Annotated in this window: 20 protein-coding genes; 15 read left to right on the top strand and 5 right to left on the bottom strand. The window is 54.8% G+C overall.

Annotated features, from left to right (window positions below; all coding sequences use genetic code 11):
* Positions 1–221: 221 nt before the first annotated feature.
* The 6 genes from FJQ89_RS06860 (at position 222) to FJQ89_RS28345 (ending at position 6,414) form a co-directional block, all read left to right on the top strand.
* Entirely contained in the window at positions 222–2,381 is a 2,160-nt protein-coding gene (locus tag FJQ89_RS06860) for a type VI secretion system Vgr family protein (protein WP_141169600.1), read from the top strand.
* Positions 2,382–2,393: 12 nt separating this feature from the next.
* Positions 2,394–3,806 (top strand): DUF2169 family type VI secretion system accessory protein, encoded by a 1,413-nt coding sequence (locus tag FJQ89_RS06865; protein ID WP_141169601.1) that lies wholly within the window; start codon positions 2,394–2,396, stop codon positions 3,804–3,806.
* Positions 3,807–3,819: 13 nt separating this feature from the next.
* The gene (locus FJQ89_RS06870; protein ID WP_168208386.1) at positions 3,820–4,173 is read left to right on the top strand and encodes a DUF4150 domain-containing protein; all 354 of its coding nucleotides are present in this window, start codon (positions 3,820–3,822) and stop codon (positions 4,171–4,173) included.
* A gap of 106 nt (positions 4,174–4,279) precedes the next feature.
* Positions 4,280–5,197, top strand: a complete 918-nt coding sequence (locus FJQ89_RS28210) for a hypothetical protein (protein WP_205704583.1) — start codon at positions 4,280–4,282, stop codon at positions 5,195–5,197.
* An 8-nt stretch (positions 5,198–5,205) separates the two neighbouring features.
* Positions 5,206–5,652, top strand: coding sequence for a hypothetical protein (locus FJQ89_RS06880; protein WP_141169603.1), 447 nt, complete (start codon positions 5,206–5,208; stop codon positions 5,650–5,652).
* A gap of 18 nt (positions 5,653–5,670) precedes the next feature.
* On the top strand, positions 5,671–6,414 hold the full coding sequence (locus tag FJQ89_RS28345; protein WP_243136454.1) for a hypothetical protein: 744 nt from the start codon (positions 5,671–5,673) through the stop codon (positions 6,412–6,414).
* A gap of 277 nt (positions 6,415–6,691) precedes the next feature.
* On the opposite strand, the gene FJQ89_RS06890 is transcribed toward FJQ89_RS28345, so the two are convergent.
* Positions 6,692–7,138 carry a hypothetical protein gene (locus tag FJQ89_RS06890; RefSeq protein WP_141169604.1) on the bottom strand — a complete coding sequence of 149 codons (447 nt, stop codon included), beginning with the start codon at positions 7,136–7,138 and terminating at the stop codon, positions 6,692–6,694.
* Positions 7,139–7,527: 389 nt separating this feature from the next.
* Between FJQ89_RS06890 and FJQ89_RS06895 the strand changes: the two genes are divergently transcribed.
* The 4 genes from FJQ89_RS06895 (at position 7,528) to FJQ89_RS06915 (ending at position 11,115) form a co-directional block, all read left to right on the top strand.
* Positions 7,528–8,085, top strand: coding sequence for a hypothetical protein (locus tag FJQ89_RS06895; protein WP_141169605.1), 558 nt, complete (start codon positions 7,528–7,530; stop codon positions 8,083–8,085).
* 565 nt (positions 8,086–8,650) lie between these two features.
* Positions 8,651–9,766 (top strand): hypothetical protein, encoded by a 1,116-nt coding sequence (locus tag FJQ89_RS06900; RefSeq protein ID WP_141169606.1) that lies wholly within the window; start codon positions 8,651–8,653, stop codon positions 9,764–9,766.
* Positions 9,767–10,252: 486 nt separating this feature from the next.
* Positions 10,253–10,519 (top strand): hypothetical protein, encoded by a 267-nt coding sequence (locus FJQ89_RS06910; RefSeq protein WP_141169607.1) that lies wholly within the window; start codon positions 10,253–10,255, stop codon positions 10,517–10,519.
* Positions 10,483–11,115, top strand: a complete 633-nt coding sequence (locus FJQ89_RS06915; RefSeq protein ID WP_141169608.1) for a hypothetical protein — start codon at positions 10,483–10,485, stop codon at positions 11,113–11,115. The genes FJQ89_RS06910 and FJQ89_RS06915 overlap by 37 nt, the downstream gene beginning before the upstream one ends.
* 145 nt (positions 11,116–11,260) lie before the next feature.
* On the opposite strand, the gene FJQ89_RS06920 is transcribed toward FJQ89_RS06915, so the two are convergent.
* Positions 11,261–11,467 carry a hypothetical protein gene (locus FJQ89_RS06920; RefSeq protein WP_141169609.1) on the bottom strand — a complete coding sequence of 69 codons (207 nt, stop codon included), beginning with the start codon at positions 11,465–11,467 and terminating at the stop codon, positions 11,261–11,263.
* A gap of 630 nt (positions 11,468–12,097) precedes the next feature.
* On the opposite strand from FJQ89_RS06920, the gene imuA reads away from it, so the two are divergent.
* From imuA to FJQ89_RS06935, 3 genes are read left to right on the top strand one after another with little or no spacing between them, the layout of a single operon-like run.
* Complete coding sequence (gene imuA / locus FJQ89_RS06925) at positions 12,098–12,841, top strand: translesion DNA synthesis-associated protein ImuA (protein ID WP_141169610.1); 744 nt, start codon at positions 12,098–12,100, stop codon at positions 12,839–12,841.
* A gap of 16 nt (positions 12,842–12,857) precedes the next feature.
* Complete coding sequence (locus FJQ89_RS06930; RefSeq protein ID WP_341474481.1) at positions 12,858–14,243, top strand: Y-family DNA polymerase; 1,386 nt, start codon at positions 12,858–12,860, stop codon at positions 14,241–14,243.
* Positions 14,244–14,245: 2 nt separating this feature from the next.
* Positions 14,246–17,395 carry an error-prone DNA polymerase gene (locus tag FJQ89_RS06935; RefSeq protein ID WP_141169612.1) on the top strand — a complete coding sequence of 1,050 codons (3,150 nt, stop codon included), beginning with the start codon at positions 14,246–14,248 and terminating at the stop codon, positions 17,393–17,395.
* A 217-nt stretch (positions 17,396–17,612) separates the two neighbouring features.
* Here FJQ89_RS06935 and FJQ89_RS06940 read toward each other — a convergent pair whose 3' ends face one another.
* Positions 17,613–18,788 (bottom strand): ATP-binding protein, encoded by a 1,176-nt coding sequence (locus FJQ89_RS06940; protein WP_141169613.1) that lies wholly within the window; start codon positions 18,786–18,788, stop codon positions 17,613–17,615.
* Positions 18,789–19,267: 479 nt separating this feature from the next.
* Between FJQ89_RS06940 and FJQ89_RS06945 the strand changes: the two genes are divergently transcribed.
* Both FJQ89_RS06945 and FJQ89_RS06950 read left to right on the top strand, forming a co-directional pair.
* Positions 19,268–20,926, top strand: a complete 1,659-nt coding sequence (locus tag FJQ89_RS06945) for a glycoside hydrolase family 13 protein (RefSeq protein WP_168208387.1) — start codon at positions 19,268–19,270, stop codon at positions 20,924–20,926.
* Positions 20,927–21,359: 433 nt separating this feature from the next.
* Complete coding sequence (locus FJQ89_RS06950; RefSeq protein ID WP_141169615.1) at positions 21,360–21,713, top strand: hypothetical protein; 354 nt, start codon at positions 21,360–21,362, stop codon at positions 21,711–21,713.
* Positions 21,714–22,115: 402 nt separating this feature from the next.
* Here the strand turns inward: FJQ89_RS06950 and FJQ89_RS06955 are convergent.
* Together FJQ89_RS06955 and FJQ89_RS06960 are read right to left on the bottom strand one after the other, a co-directional pair.
* A protein-coding gene (locus tag FJQ89_RS06955) for an IS3 family transposase (protein ID WP_423245175.1) occupies positions 22,116–23,374 on the bottom strand; the annotation gives its coding sequence in 2 pieces (ribosomal slippage) (positions 22,116–23,026 and positions 23,026–23,374; 1,260 coding nt in all).
* A 141-nt stretch (positions 23,375–23,515) separates the two neighbouring features.
* Positions 23,516–23,899, bottom strand: a complete 384-nt coding sequence (locus FJQ89_RS06960; RefSeq protein WP_141169617.1) for a hypothetical protein — start codon at positions 23,897–23,899, stop codon at positions 23,516–23,518.
* Positions 23,900–23,959 lie beyond the last annotated feature (60 nt).

Here is a 23,959-nt window from a genome sequence, read left to right on the forward strand (position 1 = left end):
ACGCGCGAACTTCCTGATAGGTTTTGTACAACCATTCAGTGAAAGAGGCCTCTCGTTCACTGAAAACGTGCACGAAGCGCTTCATTGCCCGATATCGGGTTTCCTTGCCCCTCCGTACTCATCCTGTTTCCTGAATGATTAGATATTGCGACTTCGCAATACCTTTCTTGCTGTGCCCGCTAAAGTCGTTGTTAACGCACTGCAAAGGCAACGAAAGACTCATGAACTTCTTTGACGGCGACACTATCGCACTGGCGGCTCTTGCCAACGATATGCAAGGTGAGCGCCTGCTGCGCCTGCACTTTCCGTATGGCGACGGCCCTGCTGACATCCAGTTCCTGGCCAACAGCCTGGACGCCAGCGAAAGCCTGTCGCGCGACTTTTCCTATGTGGTGGAAGTGCTATCCGACAATGCCGCCATCGCGCTCGACAAAGTGATGGGCAAGATGGTGACCATCGAACTGGTGCGAGAAGACGGCACCTTGCGCTACTTCAATGGTTACGTGTTCGAGTTCCGCTTCCTGCGCACGGACGGCGGCTTCGCCTTCTATGAAATGGTGCTGGAACCGTGGCTGTCGCACCTGCACTTGCGGCAAAACAATGTCGCCTTCCACGGCTTGACGGTGGCGGCGCTGACGGACAAGGTCTTCGATGATTACCTGATGCGCGACTACAAGCTGGCCGCCGGCGGCCTGGACCCAGCCATCACCTATACCTGCCAACACAACGAAAGCGACCACAACCTGCTGCACCGCCACTGGGAGCAGCTGGGCTGGCACTACCGCTACGAACACCGCCTTGACGGCCACACCTTGTGGTTATCCGACGACAGCACGAACGGTAAGGCCATCGATGGTGAACTGAGCGAAATGCCTTTCCAGCACCAGGCCGGTTCGCAAGAAGATGACGGTGTGCACAACTGGGGCACGGTACGGCGCATGGCGCCTAGCCAGATGACGTTGGCCAGCTTCAATTTCAAGAATCCGCGCAGCGCCCGCGCCAGCCGCGCCTCGCTGAACCGGCAAGGCGCCGTGCCGTCCCTGGAAGTGTATGAAAATACGGGCAGCTACGGTTTTAAAAACATCGACGATGGCGAAGCCCTGGCCCAGCGCCGCATGGAAGAGGTTGACGCACTGGGCCAGCTGTTCGAGGCGCAGGGCAACGACCGCACGGCGCAGCCGGGACGCTGGTTCACCCTGAGCGGCCATTTCGACACCGCTTTAACCATCCCACGCAAACCTGTTACCGAATACCTCATTCTCTCGGTGCGCCACCAAGCCAGCAATAACTACCAGCAAGGAAGCCACGCCAACTCTCACTACAGCAACACGTTTACCTGCATCGAGCGCGCCATCCCCTGGCGCCCCGGCCGCAATTTTCATAGCCGCGAGCCGAAGATCTACGGCGTGCAGACGGCCACCGTCGTCGGGCCACCCGGCGAGGAAATCCATACGGACGGTTATGGAAGAGTGAAAGTGCAATTCCACTGGGACCGCCTGGGCACCTTCGACGACAAGAGTTCGCCGTGGATACGGGTGATATCGACCTGGGCCGGCCCGAATTTCGGCCACATTAGCCTGCCCAGGGTGGGAATGGAAGTGGCCGTGCAATTTCTCGACGGGAACGTCGCCATGCCCCTCATCATCGGCTGCGTCTACAACGCGCGCAACATGCCGCCGTGGGACTTGCCGGCCAACAAGACGCAAAGCGGCATGCTGAGTCGTTCCTCAAAAAAAGGTTCCGCCGTGCACGCCAATGCCCTGCGTTTCGAGGACCGCAAGGACGCGGAAGAACTGTGGCTGCATGCGGAAAAGGACCAGCGCATCGAAGTCGAGCATGACGAGTCGCACTGGGTCGGCAACGACCGCCGCAAAACCGTCGACCGCGATGAAACCGTGCACGTCAAGCGCGACCGCACGGAAACGGTGGGCCACGATGAAGACATCACCGTACATAACAACAGGACGGAGCGGGTCGATCAGCATGAGACGGTCAGTATTGGTGGCAATCGCAGCAAGACTGTGTTCAAGAACGAAAAGGACCACATCCAGAAGAACTGGTCTGTCCGGGTCAACAAGACCAAGACCGAAACCATCGACATGGCTTACATGCAGAACGTGGGCATGGCGCGTCTGGAAAACGTTGGGCTCGGCTACAGCCTGAACATCGGTCTGGGCATGCACACAGTCATCGGCGTGAATCAAACCACCCGCGTAGGTAAAAAGATTCACATCAGCGCAGGCGATGAACTCGGTATTACCGTCGGCAAGGCGACACTGCTCATGAAATCGGATGGCTCGATCTTCCTGAATGGCTCCCAGATCAGTATCGAAGCGAGCGGGCCACTCCAGATCCTTGGTCATGACGTGGATGTCAACTAAAACAGGTCCGTCATGGAATTTCGTAACCTGACCTCTTTCCCTGCGATCGCCTTCGATGCGCTCGACCAGCGCGATGTCCGTTTCCACACGGTAGCAATACGCCTTACCTTTACCTTGCAGCCAGATGGCACGCTGGCGTTTGCCGAAGAACAGACGCCATTGATCACTAGTGACGTACATTACGGCGAACCAAATCAGTCTAGCTCCCGCCAGGAGTCTGACTTTGTGCCATACAAGCCTTGTACTGACGTCATTATCAATGCGCACGCGCATGCGCCAAAGGGAAAGGTACTCGAACAGTTTTACACGGGCATCGAAATCCAGTCCGCCTCGATTGCGCCGGATTTTCCTTCGCGCCCTCACGGACTTAACCAGTTTGATGCCCCCTCTGCCGCTCAACTAGCCAGCTGGGCCAAACAATGCGATGCCGCACGCTTGATGGCCCGGGCGCATGCCGTAATACTGTCCAAGAATCTGCTCGTCAGCGGTCCGCGCGAATGGAGGCGCAGATCGACTCTGCTACGAGTGTTGTCAGCCTTTGCTCTGCCGAAATGGCGCCTGTCGCGCGCCACTCCCATCGCCGCCCTGCCATTGCGCTATGAATACGCTTACGGCGGCGAAAACAAAGTACTTTCGAATGCACCGCATGCACGGCGGGTACCTCGACAAAATCGGTTATCGACATCGCCATCAGTCCCAAAGGCACCGCCGGCAACAGTGGCCATCGCGCACAGCGTACATGTCGGCAACCCCATCGGGATCGGGTGGATTGACGCCTGGTTTGCAAAAGCAGCGCGCTGCAAGCGGGTTTCGGCACCTCAAATCATCCATCCCGCTGAGCAGCTCACGCCCCCGGGAACCTTGAATACCCTGCAGCCAGCAGGCTTTGGCATCGTTTCCCGCGCATGGCAGCCGCGTTTGGCCATGGCAGGAACTTATGACCAAGCATGGTTGGAAAAGCGCCACCCCTATCTGCCAGCCGATTTTAATTTTCGCTATTGGAACGGCGCCCCCGAGGATCAGCAGGTGCGTGCGTTCCTAACGGGCGACGAGACAGTCACTTTATTCAACATGTGTCCGCACACGACACCAGGCGCACGACGGGACGCGAACGGCAACACGTGCCTCTCCTTTCATTTGCCTGGTCACCTTCCATTTGTGCTGGTGCGCTACGAGGACGGCCAGCTTGCTGAACTTCCCGCGCATCTGGATACCTTGCTAATTGAAGCTGTGCCAGTAAAACCGGCGCTACCGTTGGCAATACAGGTTATCGGAGTGTGGCGCGCCACCATTGCGGTGACACCCGCGGTACGGATTCTGGAGGCCAGGATGATCTCTAGAAACGAGGCGGATGCCATGCGCACCGAACAGCAGATCGGCACTGACGCGACAACGGCTACTGTCGCTCTTGCCACCTCATCTTGACTGGAAATCCCTCATGCCGACCGGTGCCCGCAAGAACAGCGTCTTTATGGTGGTTAGCCTGGTGCCCGACGTGTGCAAGACACCCATTGGTGCCAGCATGGTGCCCGTACCCTACCCCATCGTTGGCGATCTATCCAACAGTGTGCAGGTCGCCAAGCATGTCCGATTCAATGACGATCCCGTTTTCTTGCTCAGCGACAGTGTCGTCACCACGGTAACTGGGAATGAACCCGGCACCGGTGGCGGTATGAAGTCTGGTGTAAACAAAGGGAAAGTGCGCGCCACCAGCAGTTCCCAATCCGTCAAGGTAGAAAAAAAATACGTCGTACGGCATGGCGACGACTGTGAAATGAACCTGGCGAGCTAACGATGCGACCCTCGACAAGCGGATCCTACGCTTCTTCCCTTAATGCACTACCCAGCATCCTTAAGATGCTGGTTAACATCCCTGATGCGGCCGGCATCGTGCTGCCATGACGACCAAGGGCCAGTTCATCGAAAAGGCTGCCGCATCGACGACGCAAGTCAACCTCGATGGAAGTGGTTTCAATCCGGAAGTAATGCCAGAAACCGCTGCAGAAAAAACCATGTGGCAAAAAACCAGCCCTTGGGTACATGGTCTACTGGGAGCGGTCAGTTTCGTGCCTGGTCTGTCAGTGATCTCTGGAGGGCTGGACGCGGCCATTTATGCTGGAGAGGGGGAATTTGTCGAGGCGGGTCTTGCTGCGGCCAGCATGATCCCTGGCGGGAAAATCGTCACGACAGTAGGAAAAGTAGCCAAGGGAGCGGCAACGATGGCCAAAGGGGCAGGTACAGCTGCCAGGATCGCCAAGGGCGCACACGAATCCGCAGAAATGGTCAAGGCTGCCAAGCTGGCGAAGGAAGCGGCCGAATCGGGAAAGTTGGCCAAAGAAGCAGGCAAGGTGGCCGATGCAGGAAAAGCAACCGGGAAAGGCGGGAAAAATACGACCGTCAAAGGCAGAAAAAAAGGACCATGCGATCACCTGCGCCAGGGTAATGGAACCGGGCCCTATCGTGGCGGCGCTCATAGCAAGACAAGCAAGCCGAGCAATGACGGCAAGGATTCCCACCACATGCCGGCGGATGTGGTCAGTCCTTTAAAGCACAATGACGGGCCGGCCATTCAGATGGATCCACTCGACCACGCAGATACCTCCAGTAACGGTCAAAATGGTGTCTTAGGAAAAAAATACAGAGCAGAGATTGAGGCTATGCTACTAGATAAGAAATGGCGGGCAGCGATGCTAAAAGAAGTGCAAGATATCCGTCGTGTTGCACAAAGCGCTGGCACGCCCCGAAAGTACAATGAGGCGATGCTTGAAATGCTGGAGTATTTCAAGTGTCTGGAAAAAAACCGTCTCCTACCATAGAGGGAAGCATGGAATTCAATATTGAAATTTACAGAAATGTGGGACCGCTTTTTTTTGGGATGAACCAACAACAGGTCATTCAAGTATTAGGGCATGTTGATCGAACAAATAATTCCGATCCAGACATTGTAAAAATACACTGTCTGCCCTATTCTCTCCTGGCACATATCCGACGAGACACTGATCAGCTTTGTGAGGTCGGATTCGGGCACCGCGCATCCAATGTGAGGCTCGATGGAATCCATTTCTTCGAACATCCCCCTCTTCAGGTTATTCAGAACCTCTTGGCGCGGGATTCGACTGCCAAGGCTGGCTCCGGCTCTATCGTTTTTCCAATGCTTGGCATCTCTTTGACAGGATTTCAAACTGGCGATGACAATTCGAGAACCATGACGGTTTTTGTAGAAGGTTATTGGGACAGCGTTTTACCAGGAATGGCCCCCTTAAAAATGTAAGGCACGACAGCATGGCACTTGATCCCTCTTCCACGTGCGGCATGTCATGACAACGTATCGCTTGTGCGTGATGCAATATTACTAACCATTCTTTCTGGCAAGCGTTCAATCGCACTGCGATGGATCAATGAACTCAAAAATTTACCGGTATCTGACCTTGATCCAGGTCCTGACTTTCTCCAAGGGGTCGCGTATTGTGAACTCGGTGACCCGGACCGGGCGTTTGAACACTTCCAATGCTCGTTTACGATATCCAAAGGTATATCTTTTTTAGATGAAGATCCCAAATATCTGGCGTTTTATAGAGAACACGCAACAAACGGGAAATGCATGGACTTACCTTCCAATGTAAACAAGCAGATCGATTTGCTATCAGAAATGGGCAATGATCTGGCCGATCAAGGCGAATTCTCCCAAGCAGCGGAGAGATGGAAGCAGGCCCTTGAACTGCTCCCTGCACCACAGACTAACTGGGAAGCATATACCTGGCTGAAGGCGTCGATTGGCGATGCGCTCTATCAACTTGCGGACTTTTCTGCGGCGCGTGAGGCATTGTTCGACGCGCTCAATGGTCCTGACGGCCAGGAGAACCCGTTTGTGCATTATCGCCTTGGACAGTCGGAACTGGCCTTGAAAAACGAAGAAGCTGGTATCGCGGAGTTGCTCAAGGCCTACATGCTCGACGGTGAGGAAATCTTTACCGAGGAAGAGGATGGGCACATCTTTTTGCAAAAACTTCGGGATGCCGGGCTGGCCAGCTAGCAAACATGGTGGATTGTGTCGAGGTGCTCAATGCGTAAAATTCTCATGATCGTCGTCGTCATCCTACTCGCGAGTATCGCAGGATTGTTGGCGATGGACAGATACGACAAGCATGTGGAAAAAAAAAGGCAAAAAGCGTTCAACGAGAAGTTTTTTAAATAGCAAGTCGGCGCGATGTGGGATGTAGCCATGATCGATGAACTTCAGCCAGATCAGTTCCAAGGCCGCAAGACCGCGCAGAAAATTTCAGGCCAAACCTCCGCAGAATCCGACAAGATCAGCGCTTCCCTAGCTCGTCTCTTAGTTCCTGTAACGAAGCATACTGGCGGTACTGGCCCTTCGTAAGGTAGTCTATGGCACGAGGGTCCCCTGCGCGCACAGCTTCTTGGATGGCAAGGTACGTCGCTAATGCCCATTTTTGGTTGGCTTCGGATTCAGACTTCCACACTCGCGCCCAAGCATTGGGATCGACGCCGTCGGAAAGTTGGGTGAATCGTTGCCAAGGATCAGCCACTTTTTCAGCGTGCAGTATCTTCTGCTCATATTCTCTATCCGACGACGATGAGTGTGACCAATACCACGCAGCACCAAAAAGCGCACAAAGAAAAAGAGGGAAACCCATATTACGGGCGACGTTTTTGAGTTTCAACCGGTACCATTTGCGTAGAATGGCTAATTTTTCCTTGACTAGTCTGCTCAAGGACTGAGTAGAATCGCTTTGCATGATTTTTCCTCCTCTTCATCGTTGGCGAATCGTTTGGCCACCTAGCACGACAGAGGTGCAGCAAGTTTTTGACTACTGCTCGCTCAAAAAGTTCCTGCAAAAATATGCCGTTGCATGTTCCTCCCCATTGATATTTAGCAAGCGCTGCCGGACGATTGAAGTCCATACTAAAGATAATCATAATGTCATCGCTGTTAGATAATATCGAGCCCAGGGAATATTTCACAGAAGTGGCGATCTAACGCAATTTCCTGCAATTAAGAATAGAAGCGCGGAAAATGCATGCGAGGAAAATTCACTTTTTGACTATGGCAAATACCTAGACCATCGAACCAAGAATATCGTTCACCTTGAAGTGAAAATTTTACTACCCTGAATAGGGAAATAATGTGAAATTCATCAATATTGCACGGATTGGATTCATCGCACTGAATATCTCTGCTTGCGCCGACTTTTATCCATCACTCAATGGCTTGTTAAAGATCGATACTGACATAGCTGCGCCGTCCCACATACGTCCAGGTAATATATATCCCGATAGAATTTCAGCCACTACTTATTCCAGAGAATCGGGATGCACTGTACTGCCAATTCATAAAAGTAAGGTTGATGTTGATACGCTTTATGGCCGCGCAATGGCCCGTTTCGGATTTAAGTCACCTGAGCAAATCACGTTTTACCGAAAAATGGTTGATCGAACTTACTTGGTTGATCAGGGATACAAGCATGTAAAGCAAAGCGGCGCTTTTTACCATTTAGCTCAAACTGTCTCGTCTGGTACGCCTGGAAAATCAGGGGCAATGTGGCTCGAACTGTCATTTTCTAAGAGTGGTTCTGGCAGTGACGTTACCGCCGAATTTTGCATCGATCCAGATGATCCAGTAATGTCCAGCGACAACATTCGCCAACACATAAGCGCTCGAATCCAAGAGATTTTCGGCACCTAACAAGGTGCCAGCAGTGTGGAGCTCGCACACACGCACGTTCCAAGCTTATGTGCATCGCACAGTTCTGGTTGCGCTGCATTGGCTAGGTCTATGTAGCCGTTGTGCAAGGGGTTTGGGACCGATGTTTCAGCTACATGCGCAATGCTGCGACGGTTTCGGTTGCTGCCTATCTGACATACATTCGACTTGTAAGTGCAAGTTTCTACGACTACACCCATACCTTACGACCGATCCGAACGCCAAAATATCCGCGCAGAAATGCCAGATATCGGACAATGTCGCCCGACACCCTGCCTACTTCTGCCTATATCAGGACGAACACGACGTGTTTTGTTGGGAAATGACTGCGTTTTCAAGATCAAGTTCCCATTGTCAGAACGTAGGTAACGAGATACTCACGCAGGAATTGGAAAAATACTACCATGAGATTAATTACTTGAAATTTCGATTGATTTTCAACGAGACGTTGAGCTTGATTTTCTCCATAGAGTGACAAAGCCACTTTATTTGAAATTTAATATCATTTTTTTGAAAATAACCAATAGATAACAATAAATCAATATATATGACTCAATTCGGAAGAAAGCTTTATGCATTTAAATCGTCCCGCATGACAGGAAACGAGGATGATCCAGTTTTAAACTTTGAACGACTCGCTGAAAATTCAGAAAACAATGTTGACACCATCTTCCTTACAGATAACAATTTAATGATCGAAGTAGACCGTGCATGCGAGCCAGAATGGCCTGCCACTGATGCAACTTTATCCGAACTGAAACTGCTAGAATGGGTGGATTTCATGCGTCATTGTGACAGAAACAATTTGCAGTATAGCCTTACCCCTTTTTTTGCCTACGCTGAAATGCCAGCACAATTGGCACAATCGCGCGCATCACGTTTATATAAGTTCGCGGAGAAATTCGGTCTTCAATGGCGTGACGATGAACTCGCACCGGACCTGTCTGACCTTGGTCGAATTGACGTTTCTTTTGATAGCCTTGACGTTAATCAGCAAATTATTATTTCACTATCGTTTAGTGTGCTGTTACTAATGCTGATTGTTAAGCGCGATGGCACAGAATTTTCGCCTATTGGAAGATTTCAGAGATTTCTTCGAGAGTACAAGCGGATGATAGGAACTGTATCACTTCGGGAGATCGCGATAGCTCGATACGTTTTCTCAACGCCTGCTGAATGCCCAGGACCGCTCGATTCAGTTAGAAGTGCAGTAGAAAGAAATTTTGCGAGGAAGAATGACCGCCACCCTCGATCCACCGATGAAATGCTTGCAGTGGCACTAAATGGAGCTTTTGACCTTCTTCTTTTCAACGCAATGAATATAGCCGAAACTAAGGGTGTAGACGGTCGCAAGGTCGATTGCTGGTTATTTTCTATGGATGGAAAGCTGAAGGCGTACAACGACTTATGCTTCAACGCGAGCATGGGGACCGGAGAGGCGGGTTTGTTCACTGTCATTACGACCCATGAAGATGTATCAGAGTATTGGGAGAAAACTGCAGTGTTACTTCAAAAAATTGGAATGGAAGGTACCAAGAGAGCTCTCTCACGCATGGTCGAGCGAATAAATGGCACCGAAAATCACGAGGTAATTTTAGAGAGACTTGCAGCACTACCGAACAAAGCTCGTGCTGTAATTGAAATGGCAAGGAACGGGCTTTAGTTACTGCGGCCTTCCCTCGCAGTATCGGACGGCGAGGGATGTTATAGCCCATCAAATCCTCAACAGAGCGCCTGCTTCTGCGCGCTAGAAGTTTCCGACGATTGATTCTTGATTACGAGCAGCACGTTGACGTATCAGAGAATACGATTTACTTGGCAATGGGTTCGCTGCTAGTGCATCGTCGACATATCCGCTAAGTTATAAATTGTCTGTAAGACCACGATTTTCAGCGCGGGAATTTATACGGTACCAACAGGCCCTTGCCGCCCGGTGGCGTCAATAGTATCTCGTCACCCGGCAGCACCTCTTCATACATCATTTCGGTTCTATTGGCGGCCAGAAATAGACAGAAGCAATATCATTGCATAGTCAGCCCCCTAATACAGTCAAGCTTCATGTTCTCACGCAAAGTTACTCGTCCTGTAGAGAGTTAGGATGAGGCCAATCATGTCCTGAAAGTGAAAAATGAGAAGGCTGTGCTCGCTTATGTTTATCATCCTGACATCGGGATGCGCGGCCAGCGGGGATCTCGCATTGGATAATTTGGTTGGTCAGAACAGCTTTACTGTCGCCGAACACTACGGCACGCCCGGCAGCTATCGACATGAGGATGACCTTTTGCAGCTCAACTATGGGAGCCAGGCTGCCGGTTGCAGGATCATGGTGTTGGTGGACCAGGCGCAGCGGGTCGTGGGCTGGGCCAGCATTGGAGCAAGGTGCGCGAAGCTATCGGACAAGCCGAGCATGCCTTGATTTACCCTGGTCCAGGACCGTTATCGCTGGAAGATCTTAATCCAGTTTTGTTACCTGAAGGTTTTCAACACCATTGGCTAATGGAAGACCTACAGATGTCCCTCGCATCCGCCAAGATGTCCATTGAGTCGACGCTAAAAATTCTCACGATGATTGGCACAATCGTTGCGTTCTGCTGGGGAGCATATCAATTTACCATCACACAGCGTGGCCAAGCTGAAACACGGCGGATCGAGGCGACCAGGCCATTTCTCGACAGACAATTGAAGCTCTATACCGATGCCACTCAGGCTACAGCCACGATGGCGACATCGGCATCGCAGGACGAGATCGCGGCTGCAAGAAGCAAATTCTTTCTACTGTTCTGGGGCGAATTGGTCAAGGTGGAGGACCGTAACGTCGAATCCGCTATGGTCGAATTTAGGAACGCGCTTAACGCAGGCAAAGAAGGGCCAGAACTCGAGCAATTATCACTCACACTTGCTCGATCATGCCGCAATTCACTAGCCAAATCCTGGGGTGTAAAGCAATGGCAGGACCCGCACTCCCCCTTAGAACAACAAAAACACAGTAACCCTAGTACGATACATCCATGAGAGTTCAGGCACTAACTCAGTGGCACATGCTGCCTCATCCTAGTCCGGTCATGGTCCGGGAAATCGGGTTACCACACATGAGTTTTTAATAGCTAAAAGTGCTGCGATTGAACCAACTGCGCAGGTACAAAAAATTTACCCATCATTATTCTTCGTCGTCGAATGGCAGGGTCTGACCAGCCGCCAACTCGGCTAGCAGGTGCGCGCGCTTCCGGTTCAAGTTACGAACATCTTCATGACGGCAACGGCCTAGCTCGAAGTCAATTTGTTTGATCCCTTCCTCGATTGCTGCTTGGTGTTCTTCCGTCAGGATCGTACCGGGGCCATTGTCTTGGTCAAAATGTACTGTCATGTCTTTTCCTTGCGCTGACGGCCGGCCAGCATGCGGGCGCTCAGGGCGCGTTTTCCTTTACGCCCTATTGCATGTTGTCGACCATGCCCCCCGAAACCGTGTCGATAAAGGTTCTGTCCTGAAATGTCAATCCTGAACATGGTGCCGAATCGCTAGTCGTTTTTTTAGTGTATCACCGCATGCTTCCTCACGTCCTCTGAAAAACCCTTCACGACGGTTCTCAAAACCCTCAGGGCATTTTCAAAAAGCACTACTGCAGCGATCACTGGTAAGCGTGCACATGCCCGCCGCTTCGGCTATGGCCAGGCTGCCGACATGCAGTGCACCCAAGTGCTGCAACTGGCGGACTCATAGTCGTCGGCGACACGGTGCTTCGCCTGCGATAAAAATTCCCAAAGTCATGACTGTGCCTGGGACAGACATGGCGAAAGGAATGGTGTGAGCCTCCAATAAGACATACGCACAAAAATGTGCCCAGAATGAAGCTTCTCTATTGACTCTTTTGCATCATTGCAACTATTAGTTTCAATTCAAGAAATTCATGGACCTTGCAGTTTTTGACGCCCTCAGCATATACTGTGTTTATATACAGTAATTTTGAGAACGATCAACGACCTCTAGCCAGACGCCATGCTTTCACCCTCCCTTCAACATAGCAGCCCTATCACACTGGCCAATAGCGCCCTGCTGCGTGACGTCTGGCGGGCAAGTGAACTGAGTCGAGGTACAACCAGCACGGTTACTACCGGTCATAGCATCTTGGATCGTGAGCTTCCTGGCAACGGTTGGCCGCAATCGACCTTCACAGAGTTGCTAGTTCAGCAAGCGGGTATCGGGGAAATGCACTTGTTGCGGCCAGCGCTGGCACAACTGTCGCAACAACGTCGGATCGCCCTGGTGCAGCCGCCGTACTTGCCCAACTCCGCTGCCTGCAAATTCATGGACCTGAGCTGCCCGAACCTGCTCTGGATACGTGCCCCCAGCACCGCCGATGCTCTCTGGTCCACCGAGCAGATCCTGCGCAACGGCAGTTGCGGTGCGGTATTGCTGTGGCAGACGAATATTCGCGACGAAGCACTGCGGCGCCTCAATCTGGCGGCGCAGACAACCGAAACGTTCTTCTGGCTGGTCCGGCCGATGAGCGCAGCGGCCGATGCTTCACCGGCGCCATTGCGCCTGGCTTTGCGCCCCGCCGCCGGCGGTATTTCCACTCACATCATTAAACGGCGTGGCCCACATCATGAGGCGCCACTCTTTATCCCGCTGGCTGACATGCCGGCACGTCAACGATTTTTGGACGATCAAAATGCGGTTCTGGTTCAGCGTACACCTCCCACTGTTGCCTCTCGAATGCCTCAGGCCGCGCTGGTGTGAGCCGGGGCCGTATGCGGTGGTCGAGAAAGGCCGCATCATCGCGGTCTCGCAGCACGCCTTTGCCGAAGGCGTGCGTGTCGGCATGCGCCCCGGCGGTGTAGCGGCCGTCTCGCCGGATACCGTGATCCTGGAGCGCAGCCTTGAGCGCGAACAGATTGCCAGCAATGCCATCGCGCTCGCCCTCCTCCAGTTCACTCCGGAAGTGGCGCATGCCGGCGACTTCAGCCTGCTGCTGGACGTGACCGCCAGCTTGCGCCTATTTAACGGGCGAGCCGCTATCAGCCGGCGCATTCGCGCTGCCCTACAAGCGCTTGGGGTGACCTCGCAGCTCGGCACGGCGCCAACGGCCATGGGGGCCTGGCTGCTGTCGCGCTGGCAGCCGGCCAAACGCCAGATCATTCTGCGGCGCACCGTGCACATGCGCTCACTGGAGCGCCAGCTCGACCGCATGCCCTGCGCCTATCTGCCCAGCACGGCGAATCACCTGGAGTGGCTAACGGATATTGGCGCGGATCATCTGGCGGCACTCCGGCGCCTGCCCCGCCCGGGCATCCAGCGCAGGATGAACAAGCACGTGCTCGATGAGCTCGACCGTGCCTATGGGCTCGCTCCTGAATTGTTTGAATGGATCGCCATTCCCGAAACTTTTTCAGCGCGCATCGAAACCTTTGACCGGATCGAACACGCCGATGCCCTGCTGGACGGCGCCACTGGCCTGCTGCAGCAATTTGTCGGATGGTTGGTCGCGCGTCAGCAGGCCGTGAGTGTTTTTGTTCTGCTGCTGGAGCACGAACGCGGCAAGACTGCGACCCCGCCCACGCCGATCGAGATCGGATTGGCAGAGCCGACCTGGCGCGATGAACATCTGATTCGGCTACTAAAGGAGCGCCTGGCGCGCACGGAACTGGTTGCCCCGGTCATCGCCCTGCGCCTGGAGGCGCGCCTTCTCACGGCGATGGCGCCCCCGACACAAGACCTGTTTCCCGAGCCGGGCGGCAGTCCCGCCGACTACAGGCGCCTACTGGAATTACTCAGTGCCCGTCTTGGCAGCGACAACGTCCTCTCGCCTGTCGAGCATCACGACCATCGGCCGGAGGAAAGCAATGCCTGGGCTTCCGCCACCGAGAAGCGCAAGGCGGTCAACGCCGAAGATGAGGCTTTTGAGCGCCCGTTCTGGCTGCTACCTAAACCTATCCCGCTGCTGCTGCGCGGCGAACGTCCCTTCTATGGTTCCCCCCTAAAAATGCTCAAGGGGCCGGAACGCATTGAGGCCGGCTGGTGGAACGATCAAATCGCGGCCCGCGACTATTACATCGCGCAAGGAAGCGATGCGACTTGCTACTGGATCTACCTGGAGCGCGTCGTTGACGGCCGCTGGTATCTGCACGGGATGTTCGGCTGATCATGGACCAGCCGCCAATTTCCACGCTGCCGGACTATGCCGAGCTGCAGTGCATGAGTCATTACTCCTTTCTGCACGGCGCCTCTCCGCCCGATCAATTGGTGGCGCGCGCGGCGCAGCTGGGCTACGAGGCCGTCGCCATGGCCGACGAATGTTCCCTGGCCGGCGTGGTCAAGGCGCATGTGGCCGCGCGGGAGTGGAACATTCATCTCATCATTGGCAGCCAGATGAGGGTGACACCGGAGGACGGCACCCCGCCCTTCACTGTGCTGGTCCTGGCCATGGATCGCGACGGCTACGGCAACCTGAGCGAACTCATTACCGCTGCGCGCACGCGCGCCGACAAGGGAAGTTACCTAGTCTGGCCACGCGACATCGCCAACCCCACCGCCCCTCTCGCCCATATAAAAGGGCTGCCGGGCTGCCAACTCATCCTGTGCCCCAAATATAACGCCCCCTATGAAGAGATCGAGCGGCAAGCCGAATGGCTGGTGCGCAGCGCACCGGGCCGCGCGCGCGTCGCTTTGACGTTGCACCACCGCGCGCAGGATGATCGGCACCGCGCCATGGTCGAAGCCATCGGCGCCGAATTCAGCCTGCCGGTGGTGGCCACGGGCGACGTCGTCATGCACCTGCGCTCGATGAAAATCATCCAGGACACCATGACCGCGATTCGTCTGAATACGCCGGTGGCGCAGTGCGGCTATCAACTGGCCTCGAATGCCGAAGCGCATCTGCGCTCGCGCCTACGGCTGGGCAACCTGTATCCGCGAGATGCCCTGGATGAAACCCTGCGCGTGGCCCAGCGCTGCACCTTCTCGCTTGATGAACTGCGCTATGAATATCCAGGCGAGATTGTGCCTGAGGGACAGACCCCGGCCAGCTACCTGCGCGAACAGGCGTATATCGGCGCGCACTGGCGCTACCCGCACGCTATACCCGACAACGTGCAGGCGCAGCTCGAATATGAGCTGGAACTGATCGGCGACATGCAGTATGAACCGTATTTTTTGACGGTATTTGACATCGTGCGCTTCGCCCGCTCGCAAAAAATCCTCTGCCAGGGGCGCGGATCGGCGGCCAATTCGGCGGTGTGCTACTGCCTCGGCATCACCGAAGTCGATCCCTCGCGCGGCACCCTCCTCTTCGAGCGCTTTATCTCGCGCGAGCGCGATGAACCGCCCGACATCGATGTCGACTTCGAGCACCAGCGCCGCGAGGAGGTGATCCAGTACATCTACCGCAAGTATGGGCGCATGCGGGCCGCCCTGACTGCCGTCGTCATTTCCTATCGCCCGCGCAGTGTCCTGCGCGATGTGGGGCGCGCGCTGGGCGTGGATCTATCGGTGGTCGACAAGGTGGCCAAGGCCTCACATAGCTGGGGTGGACGTGCCGACCTGCAGCAGCGGCTCATTACCTGCGGACTCGATCCAAACTCCCCCATCGCCGAGAAATGGGCGGCAATTGCCGAGCGCCTGATGCGTTTCCCGCGTCATCTGTCCCAGCATCCGGGCGGCTTCGTCATTTCACGCGGCCCCCTCTCCCGCCTGGTGCCGATTGAAAACGCCGCCATGCCCGAGCGCACCGTGATTCAATGGGACAAGGATGACATCGATGAGCTGGGTCTCCTGAAAATCGACATCCTGGCGCTCGGCATGCTGTCGTGTATCGCCCGCACCCTCGCCTTGATCTCGGAGCAGCGTGGCGAGCGTTTTGAACTGGGCGATATTCCCCATGAGGATGCCGCCACTTATCAGATGATTTCCAAAGCGGACACCGTCGGCGTGTTTCAGATCGAATCGCGGGCGCAGATGTCGATGCTGCCGCGCATGCAGCCACGCGAATTCTATGATCTGGTCATCGAGGTGGCCATCATCCGGCCAGGCCCGATCCAGGGCGGCATGATCAATCCGTATTTGCGCCGGCGCCAGGGACTGGAAGCAGTCACCTATCCGAGTCCCGAGATCGAGGCGGTGCTGCGGCGCACGCTCGGGGTACCGATCTTTCAGGAGCAGGTCATGTCGATCGCCATGACGGCGGCGGGATTTACGGCCGGTGAAGCCGACCGCCTGCGCCGCGCCATGGCTGCATGGAAAAGAAAAGGTGGCCTGGAACAGTTCGAAGACCAGCTCATGAGCGGCATGGCCGAGCGTGGCTACAGCCTCGAGTTTGCCACCTCCATTGTTGGCCAGATACGCGGCTTTGCCGAATACGGTTTTCCGGAATCCCATGCGCACAGCTTTGCCCTGCTGGCCTATGCCAGCAGCTGGCTCAAGTGCCATCATCCCGCCGAGTTTCTGGCCGCCCTGCTCAACAGCCAGCCCATGGGTTTTTATAGCTGCTCCTCTCTGGTGCAGGACGCGCGCCGGCATGACGTCGAGGTAAGACCCGTCGATGTCTGTACGAGCGGATGGGAAGCATCCCTGGAGCCGATGGCGGACGGCAGACTGGCAGTACGCCTCGGCTTAAATAATATCAATGGGATGGTGAGAGAGGCGGCGTGGCGCATCGAAGAAGCTCGGGCAGCAGCACCATTCAAGAACACACGCGATGTTGCCATGCGCGCGCAACTCGATGCGGGGGATATGAAGGCGCTGGCGTCGGCCAATGCCCTGGTAACGCTGACGGGCAACCGGCGCATGGCCATGTGGGATGCTGCGGCGAGCGTGCCGGAGCGGGATTTGATGCGCGCAACGACCATTGCCGAACCCGTGCTGGAGCTGGCGCCGCCCACGGAAGCCGATGACATCGTGGCGGACTACCGGCATCTCGGCCTGACACTGGGCCGTCATCCGCTCGCTCTTTTGCGTGAACGGCTCAATAAAATGCGCTTTGTGCCGTCGGATATCCTGAACACCTTCAGCGATGGCCAGCTGGCCAGGGGCTGCGGCATAGTCACTGTAAGGCAACGGCCGGAGACGGCCAAGGGTGTGATCTTCCTCACCCTGGAAGATGAATTTGGCACCATCAACATCATCGTCTGGCCCACGCTGGTGGAAAAGCAACGCGCCGAACTGATGAATGCCTCCCTCTTGGGGGTGTACGGCATCTGGCAATCAAAGAGTGGCGTGCGCAACTTGATCGCCAAGCGGCTGGTCGATTGCTCGCATCTGCTCGGTCAGCTTGATACGAGGAGCAGGAACTTTCACTAACGAGTGTCCTTTCGCAATTAATGATGGCAACAAAGTGCCTGCAGCAATCGTAGCGATTCAATCCGCATCCTCTGCCTGCGACAGTGAGCAGCCAATTCAAAGCATATTTCCCGGCCACGGACACGTGCAGTTTGCCAACCGGTATCCCTGGCGGTCACGTCTTAGACTGTGAAGCATGCGTGCAGGGATCTGGGCCGGCATGAGAACAAGGCTCCGGTCAGCCAAGATTGGCCAAATTGCGAGTGAGATAGTCATTAAACATCGGAACAGTGAATGCGATGTCTCCGTGAGACGGGCTGTAGATCATTCCTTTGCTTATTATCTGGGCACGGCGCGGCCCTAGGCTTTGCGAGGATTCACCGAGCGCGTCGGCCACATCTGAAGAACGGTATGGCCCGTTCCCTAACCTTGCCATAGCAATGACATACTCGCGCTCTTTCGGCGTTAATCGATCGAAACGCACCTTGAAAAAACCTTCATCCAGACGCTTCAGGGTGGTTGCTTCTGCCTGTCTTGCGTCATGAAGGGTGATCGTATCCCCGACGGCAAGGTTCCAGGATTGGTGGCCCCATTCCTGTAAAAAGTAAGGGTAGCCTTTGGTTTTAAGGAATATTTCGGTTAGAGCCCCCTCATCGATAACGGCACCTTCTTCATTTACAGGTTGCCGGATGGCTGCCTTGGCATCGACTTCAGACAGGGCACCGACCTCTGGGAAGTGGAATAATCTCTCTGCATAGGATTTGGCTTCGCCAGATAATGCTGCTACTTGGGGTAATCCGGCACCGAAAAACAAGACGGGGAGCTCACTCTGGTTGATCTTGTGGAGCGAAACGATGAGAGCTGCCAGATCCTTCTGGCTAAGGTACTGGAGCTCGTCAATGAGGAGCGTCCAAGCCTTTCCTGCGGCTTTTGCAGCTTCGCCAATACGTACGAACAACTCAGGAAGATCGTTCTCCAGGTCGCCACTGTCTGCTACTCCTACTTCGGGATCGACGGAGATTGACATGTCTCCGTATTCAAAATTGAACACAGCGGCAAAGGATCGTAGCGCACGCAGTGCCTCGTATGCTTTGCCTTTAGCATTGTCGATAAGAGAGAGCTTGCGTAGCACCTGATGTACACGCGGCAAAAGCAATTCTCCTAGCGGCTTACTTTCCGGCGCTTCGATGCTGGAAGTTAGATGGCCGCGCTCGTTGGCCATGGTCTCAACAGCATTCAGAAGTACGGTTTTACCTACACCACGAAGGCCCAGGAACACTTGAGATCGGCTAGGTCTTCCAAGCAAGGCTCGATCAATAGCCACGCGCGCATCATTGATAATCGCCTGTCGCCCTGCGAGTTCCGGTGGGCGGCTACCTGCGCCGGGTGCGAAAGGGTTTTTTACGGGGTCCATGCAACCTCCATTGATAGGAAATTCTAGTAAAGTATAAGGTCTTCACGTTATACATACTTATACTTTAGTAGATTTTGTTAGACTTCTATCCTTGTAGAAAGTTCCAGCGGGCTTCTTTTTTCCACCGGTACGGATTAGCCTTATTCGGCCATAAGCGATGGCGAAGATGTCATATCCGACTGATGCAGCCGCAGCCGCAGCGAGCTTGTGTTGCAGGTTCACGTCTTGGAGGTTGATAACGATGACGTCGTCAACGTCTACATGGTGAATCGCCACTGCTAGTTTAGCCAGTCCTGATCCATAGTTCTTGAAAGATGAAAAGCCGATGGATCGTGTTGGGCCTGGGTGTCCTGCCAGACTCCTGGTGTGCGATCTCATGGCTGCCTGATCCAGCGATGAGATCGGGTCTTCCCTACCCCTGGCGATCCCTTGACACGTTGCAAGACAGTGCCGCCAATCCATAAGCGAGAAAGATAATCATGTTGGATAAGAAATGGTGGCATAACGCCGTCGTGTATCAGATCTACCCACGTAGTTTTCAAGACAGCAATCACGATGGGGTCGGTGATCTGGCCGGCATCATCGGCAGACTAGACTACCTGCAACATCTGGGAATCAACCTGATCTGGCTGTCGCCAGTGTACCGGTCGCCGATGGACGATAACGGCTATGACATCTCCGACTATCAGGATATCGCCGCTGAATTCGGCACATTGGCCGAGATGGAGCAGTTGATCGCAGAGGCGGCCAAGCGCGACATCCGTATCCTGATGGATCTTGTGGTCAACCATACCTCTGACGAGCATGCTTGGTTCGTCGAGGCGAAGAAATCCAAGGATAGCCCCTACCGTGACTACTACATCTGGCGCAATGCAGGCGCAGATGGCTCCCCGCCCGACCAGCAACGTTCGTATTTTGGCGGGAGCGCATGGGAATACGATGCCGCCAGCGGTGAATATTACTTCCATCTGTTCTCGAAACGACAGCCGGACCTGAACTGGGAAAATCCCCAGGTGCAGGAAGAGGTGCATCGCATGATGAACTGGTGGTTGGACAAGGGCATCGGCGGCTTCCGCATGGATGTGATCGATCTCATCGGCAAACAGGTCGACCAGCAGATTATCGCCAACGGCGCACAACTGCACCCGCGGCTGCAGCAAATGCACCAGGCGACCTTGGCGGCACGCGATGTAGTGTCGGTGGGCGAGACCTGGAGCGCCACCCCGGAGACCGCCAAGCTGTATTCCGACCCGGCGCGTCAGGAGCTGTCGATGGTCTTCCAGTTTGAGCACATCACAATGACCCACGATGCCAAGGAGGGGAAATGGAAGCCGCGGCCGTTCGATCTGATCGAATTCAAGCAGATCATCAGTAAGTGGCAGACCGCGCTGGCCGATGCCGGCTGGAATTCACTGTTCTGGAATAACCACGACCTGCCGCGCGCCGTATCCAAATACGGCGATCCCGGCCGCTATCGGGTCGAGTCGGCCAAGATGCTGGCCACCGCGCTACATTTTCTCAAGGGCACCCCCTACGTCTATCAAGGCGAGGAAATAGGCATGACCAATGTACGTTTCGATTCCATCGACGACTATCGCGACATCGAATCGCTCAACCTCTACCACGAACGCACGGCCGCCGGCGTGTCACCGGAGACGATGATGGCCGGCATCCACGCCAACGGACGGGACAATGCACGCACCCCAATGCACTGGAACAGCACACACAACGCCGGCTTCAGTACTGGCACGCCATGGCTAAAGCTGAATCCCAACTACCCTGAGATCAACGTCGCGGCCGCGTTGGAACAACCCGATTCGGTCTTCTTCCACTACCAGAAGCTGATCGCACTGCGCAAGCAGTGGGACGTCATGGTGTACGGGAAATACCTGCCGTTGCTGGAGCAGCACCCGCAGGTATTCGCCTACCAGCGCAGCTTGGGGAGCCAGCAGCTGGTTGTCGTCAACAACTTCTCCGACGAACATGTCGAACTGGATCTGCCGGCATTGCTGCACGGCATTGCCGGGCAAGGCTTGATCAGCAACTATGCCCAGCGTGACAGCTTGACCGACCACCTCAGCCTGCAGCCATACGAATCGTTTGCCATCGCTTATGTGTGTGAGCCAGGGCGCGGGTAAAGCGTTGCTGTGCAATCACTTGGAGTCGCGCGACCAGTAGCTAAGGCTCTCGTGATCCATGGTTATCGAAAGAAGAAGAGCCGATGATCGTGTTCGGGTCTGGGGTCTTGCCAAGCACCTGGCGTGCGATCTCGTAGCCGCCTGATCCAACGACGAGATCGGGGCTGGCCTGCCTATCTCCCCTGCGCTGCAGCGACTTCTACCGCGCTCAAGGACAAGCGGCTTGAGCTTCGGCGAGATCCTGCATTAACGTTCCCCATCGCAAAACGGCTTGCGACGACTATCTCGGATTTCGCGGGGAGCGTTGCAATCGATGCGAGGTCTCTTTCGCATAATTTTTGCTCTGCAATGATGCATTTAAGTTAAAGTATTGCGTTGAACGATTGAGTCTGCAGCCGCAAGCTGCCTTTCAAATTCATTTAACTTAGACCTGATGGAAACTCTGAGCATAGTGGTACTGGCGTTAATTTTTTTGTCTTTACCTGTCACCATTGCCTGCGGAATTCTTGTCGCGCGGCTAAAAATAATTCGCGCGGGGGGACATGGAGCGGCAGGATGCGTTCTACGCTATATTGCGCAAGGCTTGGGGTTGCCGATAGTCGTTGTTGCTCTGGTTTCTGCCTTTTTGATGCTCCTCTCCATTGGCGGTGGCCCTGCATGGATTTGGCCTATCTTTTTCTATGGTCTCGTCACCTACTTTGCCATCGGTTGGGCCCTGGCGTGGATAGCTGTGGGATGTTGGTTTCTTGCGAAGCATTCTCTTGCTATGATGAATCGCCACTCGTAGCTTAGACTCTCCTGATCCATGGTTCTTGAAAGATAAAAACACGATGGATCGTGTTAGTGACCTGGGTATCCTGCAAAGCACCAGGTGTGCGATCTCGTGGCTGCCTGATCCAACGACGAGATCGGGGCTGACGTGCCTATCCCCTGCCCTGCAGAGACTCCTGCCTCGCTCTAGCAAAAGCTGGCCTTCCCTAGCCATAACTTCCGGCAAAGGATGGCATAGCTGGCTGAGGCAGCATAAAGTGTCTGCCTCAGAGTTCTATAAAGGCACAGTTGGCTGCGACAGCCCGCCGATCATTTTCTTGAAGCGCTCGATGAGATTGCTGATTTTGTTCACTGTCGGTGGCCTGGTCATCACGGAACTCCTGATCTTGCCCCCGTATAACCAGACACAGCCAATCGTTTAGTTAGCGCCACTTTCCTGAGCCCGGCGCGCCAGCTCCCTCCTGAACATGCGAGGCGATTTCCATTTCAGCGACGAATGCGGATGGACCTCGTTGAAGTGCATAAAGGCGTCTGGCAATTGAGCCAGAACGATTTCTGCGCTGCTGCGGTCCATCAAGTTCACATAGTCTCGTTTAAACGTGTTCACGAAGCTTTCAGCAATGCCGTTCGACTGCGGGCTGCATACCGGCGTGTGCACCGGTTCAATCCCAAGTGCGCGCACCAAGGCGTGCGTTTCATGGGCCCGGTAGGCGCCACCGTTGTCGCTCAAGAATTCCAGCCGGGTCGATCCGACACTGGCCTGGCCAAATCGCGCTTCCACCGCTTCCACCAACATGTCACGTACCGGTTCGCCAGGCAACCCACGTTCAGCCCACGCCCGCCACGCGATGATTTCACGATCACAGCAGTCCTTCATGAACACGCCGGTCACCACTTCGCCGTTGTCGCAGGCGATCTCGAAACCGTCGGAACACCAGCGTTGGTTCGATTCGGCCACCGACACCACACCGTCGTGCACGCGGCTACTGACGGGCCGTTTAGGTGCTTTGGGCAGCAGTAGAGAGTTCTGTTTCATCACCCGGTAAAAGCGCTTATGGTTGATCGTTTGCAGCCCCATCAATGCGCGTGTTCGATTGACCAGAGCGCCTGCACGGCGATAGCCATACGTTGGCAATGCGGTGATCTCGGCGCGCACCGCGTCGACCAGGATCGCGTCAGCAGGTTGATGGAACGTTTGTACAGTGCGGCCATCGACCCAGTCGGCCGGCCGAATCAACATTTGCGAAACATGCGAGCGCGCTACACCAAGGGCAGAACAAACCGGCTTCACTGGTCGTCCTTGCCCAACAAGGGCGAGCGCGCAATCCACTTTTTTTCGCGAGCGAACTCGACGGCCTCCTTGAGAATTTCCGCCTCCATCGTCTTCTTGCCAAGCATGCGCTGCAATTGTGCGATCTGGGCGCGCGCAGCTGCCAGTTCGCTCGCTGGCACGACCGATTCGCCGGCAGTAACCGCCATCAGTGCACCTTCGCGTTCGAGTTTGCGCCAGTTGAACAGCTGGCTCGCCCCCACGCCGTGCTTGCGAGCGACCAGCGACACGTTCATGCCCGGCTCGTACGTCTCGCGTACCAGTGCCGCCTTTTCCTCGGCTGACCAGCGTCTGCGACGCTCCTGGCTCACCGTTACCACTTCGATTGTTTGCTTGTTCCTAGTCATATGCACAGTCCTATTACTATCCGTAAGAATAACGCATAGGCTGTGTCCGGGGAATCAGGGGGCTATCTCACTCCCAGCCCGCCCAATTGCGAAAAGCAGTATTTGGAGCGTCTGAAGAGCGTCTAGCGAACCCATGGCGATTCAGACAGTGTTATCGCTGTCAAAAATATCGAAGAATCTCTGAAAGAGCGCGTTATTTACTTGCTGAAAATCATCTTCACTTTCCCCTGCCTCTCGAGTGATAGTGCCGATGGTTACGTATGGGCGCCCCAATCTATCTTTTACAACTTTGGAACTACTATCAAGTTCCTTACATAGACGTAATGCTACCGCCACTAGGCGCTGTAGATCAGCACACACTTGAATAGGGCCAAGATCTTCGCTTGCGGTTGCCGTCATAACGGCCCAATGGGGTTCTCCCCCGAGGATTCTTAGAAAACTGACCCCATTACGTGCAACGACGTAACTCTCCTCACTATCTAAGCCCACTTTGTTCGATCTAACAATCTGATAGGGATGTGTCATAGGTATTCCTGTGTATGTCTTGCCATTAACATATGCAAACTATGCCTGTAGCAATGCAAT

Source organism: Janthinobacterium tructae (assembly GCF_006517255.1).
In the GTDB taxonomy this organism is placed as follows: Bacteria; Pseudomonadota; Gammaproteobacteria; order Burkholderiales; family Burkholderiaceae_D; genus Janthinobacterium; species Janthinobacterium tructae.

Coding starts and splice junctions, on each gene's coding strand:
- FJQ89_RS06960 (WP_141169617.1), bottom strand. CDS start 23,899: ATGACACATCCCTATCAGATTGTTAGATCGAACAAAGTGGGCTTAGAT.
- FJQ89_RS06950 (WP_141169615.1), top strand. CDS start 21,360: ATGGAAACTCTGAGCATAGTGGTACTGGCGTTAATTTTTTTGTCTTTA.
- FJQ89_RS06935 (WP_141169612.1), top strand. CDS start 14,246: ATGGACCAGCCGCCAATTTCCACGCTGCCGGACTATGCCGAGCTGCAG.
- FJQ89_RS06940 (WP_141169613.1), bottom strand. CDS start 18,788: ATGGACCCCGTAAAAAACCCTTTCGCACCCGGCGCAGGTAGCCGCCCA.
- FJQ89_RS06910 (WP_141169607.1), top strand. CDS start 10,253: ATGTTTATCATCCTGACATCGGGATGCGCGGCCAGCGGGGATCTCGCA.
- imuA (WP_141169610.1), top strand. CDS start 12,098: ATGCTTTCACCCTCCCTTCAACATAGCAGCCCTATCACACTGGCCAAT.
- FJQ89_RS06865 (WP_141169601.1), top strand. CDS start 2,394: ATGGAATTTCGTAACCTGACCTCTTTCCCTGCGATCGCCTTCGATGCG.
- FJQ89_RS06890 (WP_141169604.1), bottom strand. CDS start 7,138: ATGCAAAGCGATTCTACTCAGTCCTTGAGCAGACTAGTCAAGGAAAAA.
- FJQ89_RS28210 (WP_205704583.1), top strand. CDS start 4,280: ATGACGACCAAGGGCCAGTTCATCGAAAAGGCTGCCGCATCGACGACG.
- FJQ89_RS06900 (WP_141169606.1), top strand. CDS start 8,651: ATGACTCAATTCGGAAGAAAGCTTTATGCATTTAAATCGTCCCGCATG.
- FJQ89_RS06880 (WP_141169603.1), top strand. CDS start 5,206: ATGGAATTCAATATTGAAATTTACAGAAATGTGGGACCGCTTTTTTTT.
- FJQ89_RS06870 (WP_168208386.1), top strand. CDS start 3,820: ATGCCGACCGGTGCCCGCAAGAACAGCGTCTTTATGGTGGTTAGCCTG.
- FJQ89_RS06860 (WP_141169600.1), top strand. CDS start 222: ATGAACTTCTTTGACGGCGACACTATCGCACTGGCGGCTCTTGCCAAC.
- FJQ89_RS06920 (WP_141169609.1), bottom strand. CDS start 11,467: ATGACAGTACATTTTGACCAAGACAATGGCCCCGGTACGATCCTGACG.
- FJQ89_RS06945 (WP_168208387.1), top strand. CDS start 19,268: ATGTTGGATAAGAAATGGTGGCATAACGCCGTCGTGTATCAGATCTAC.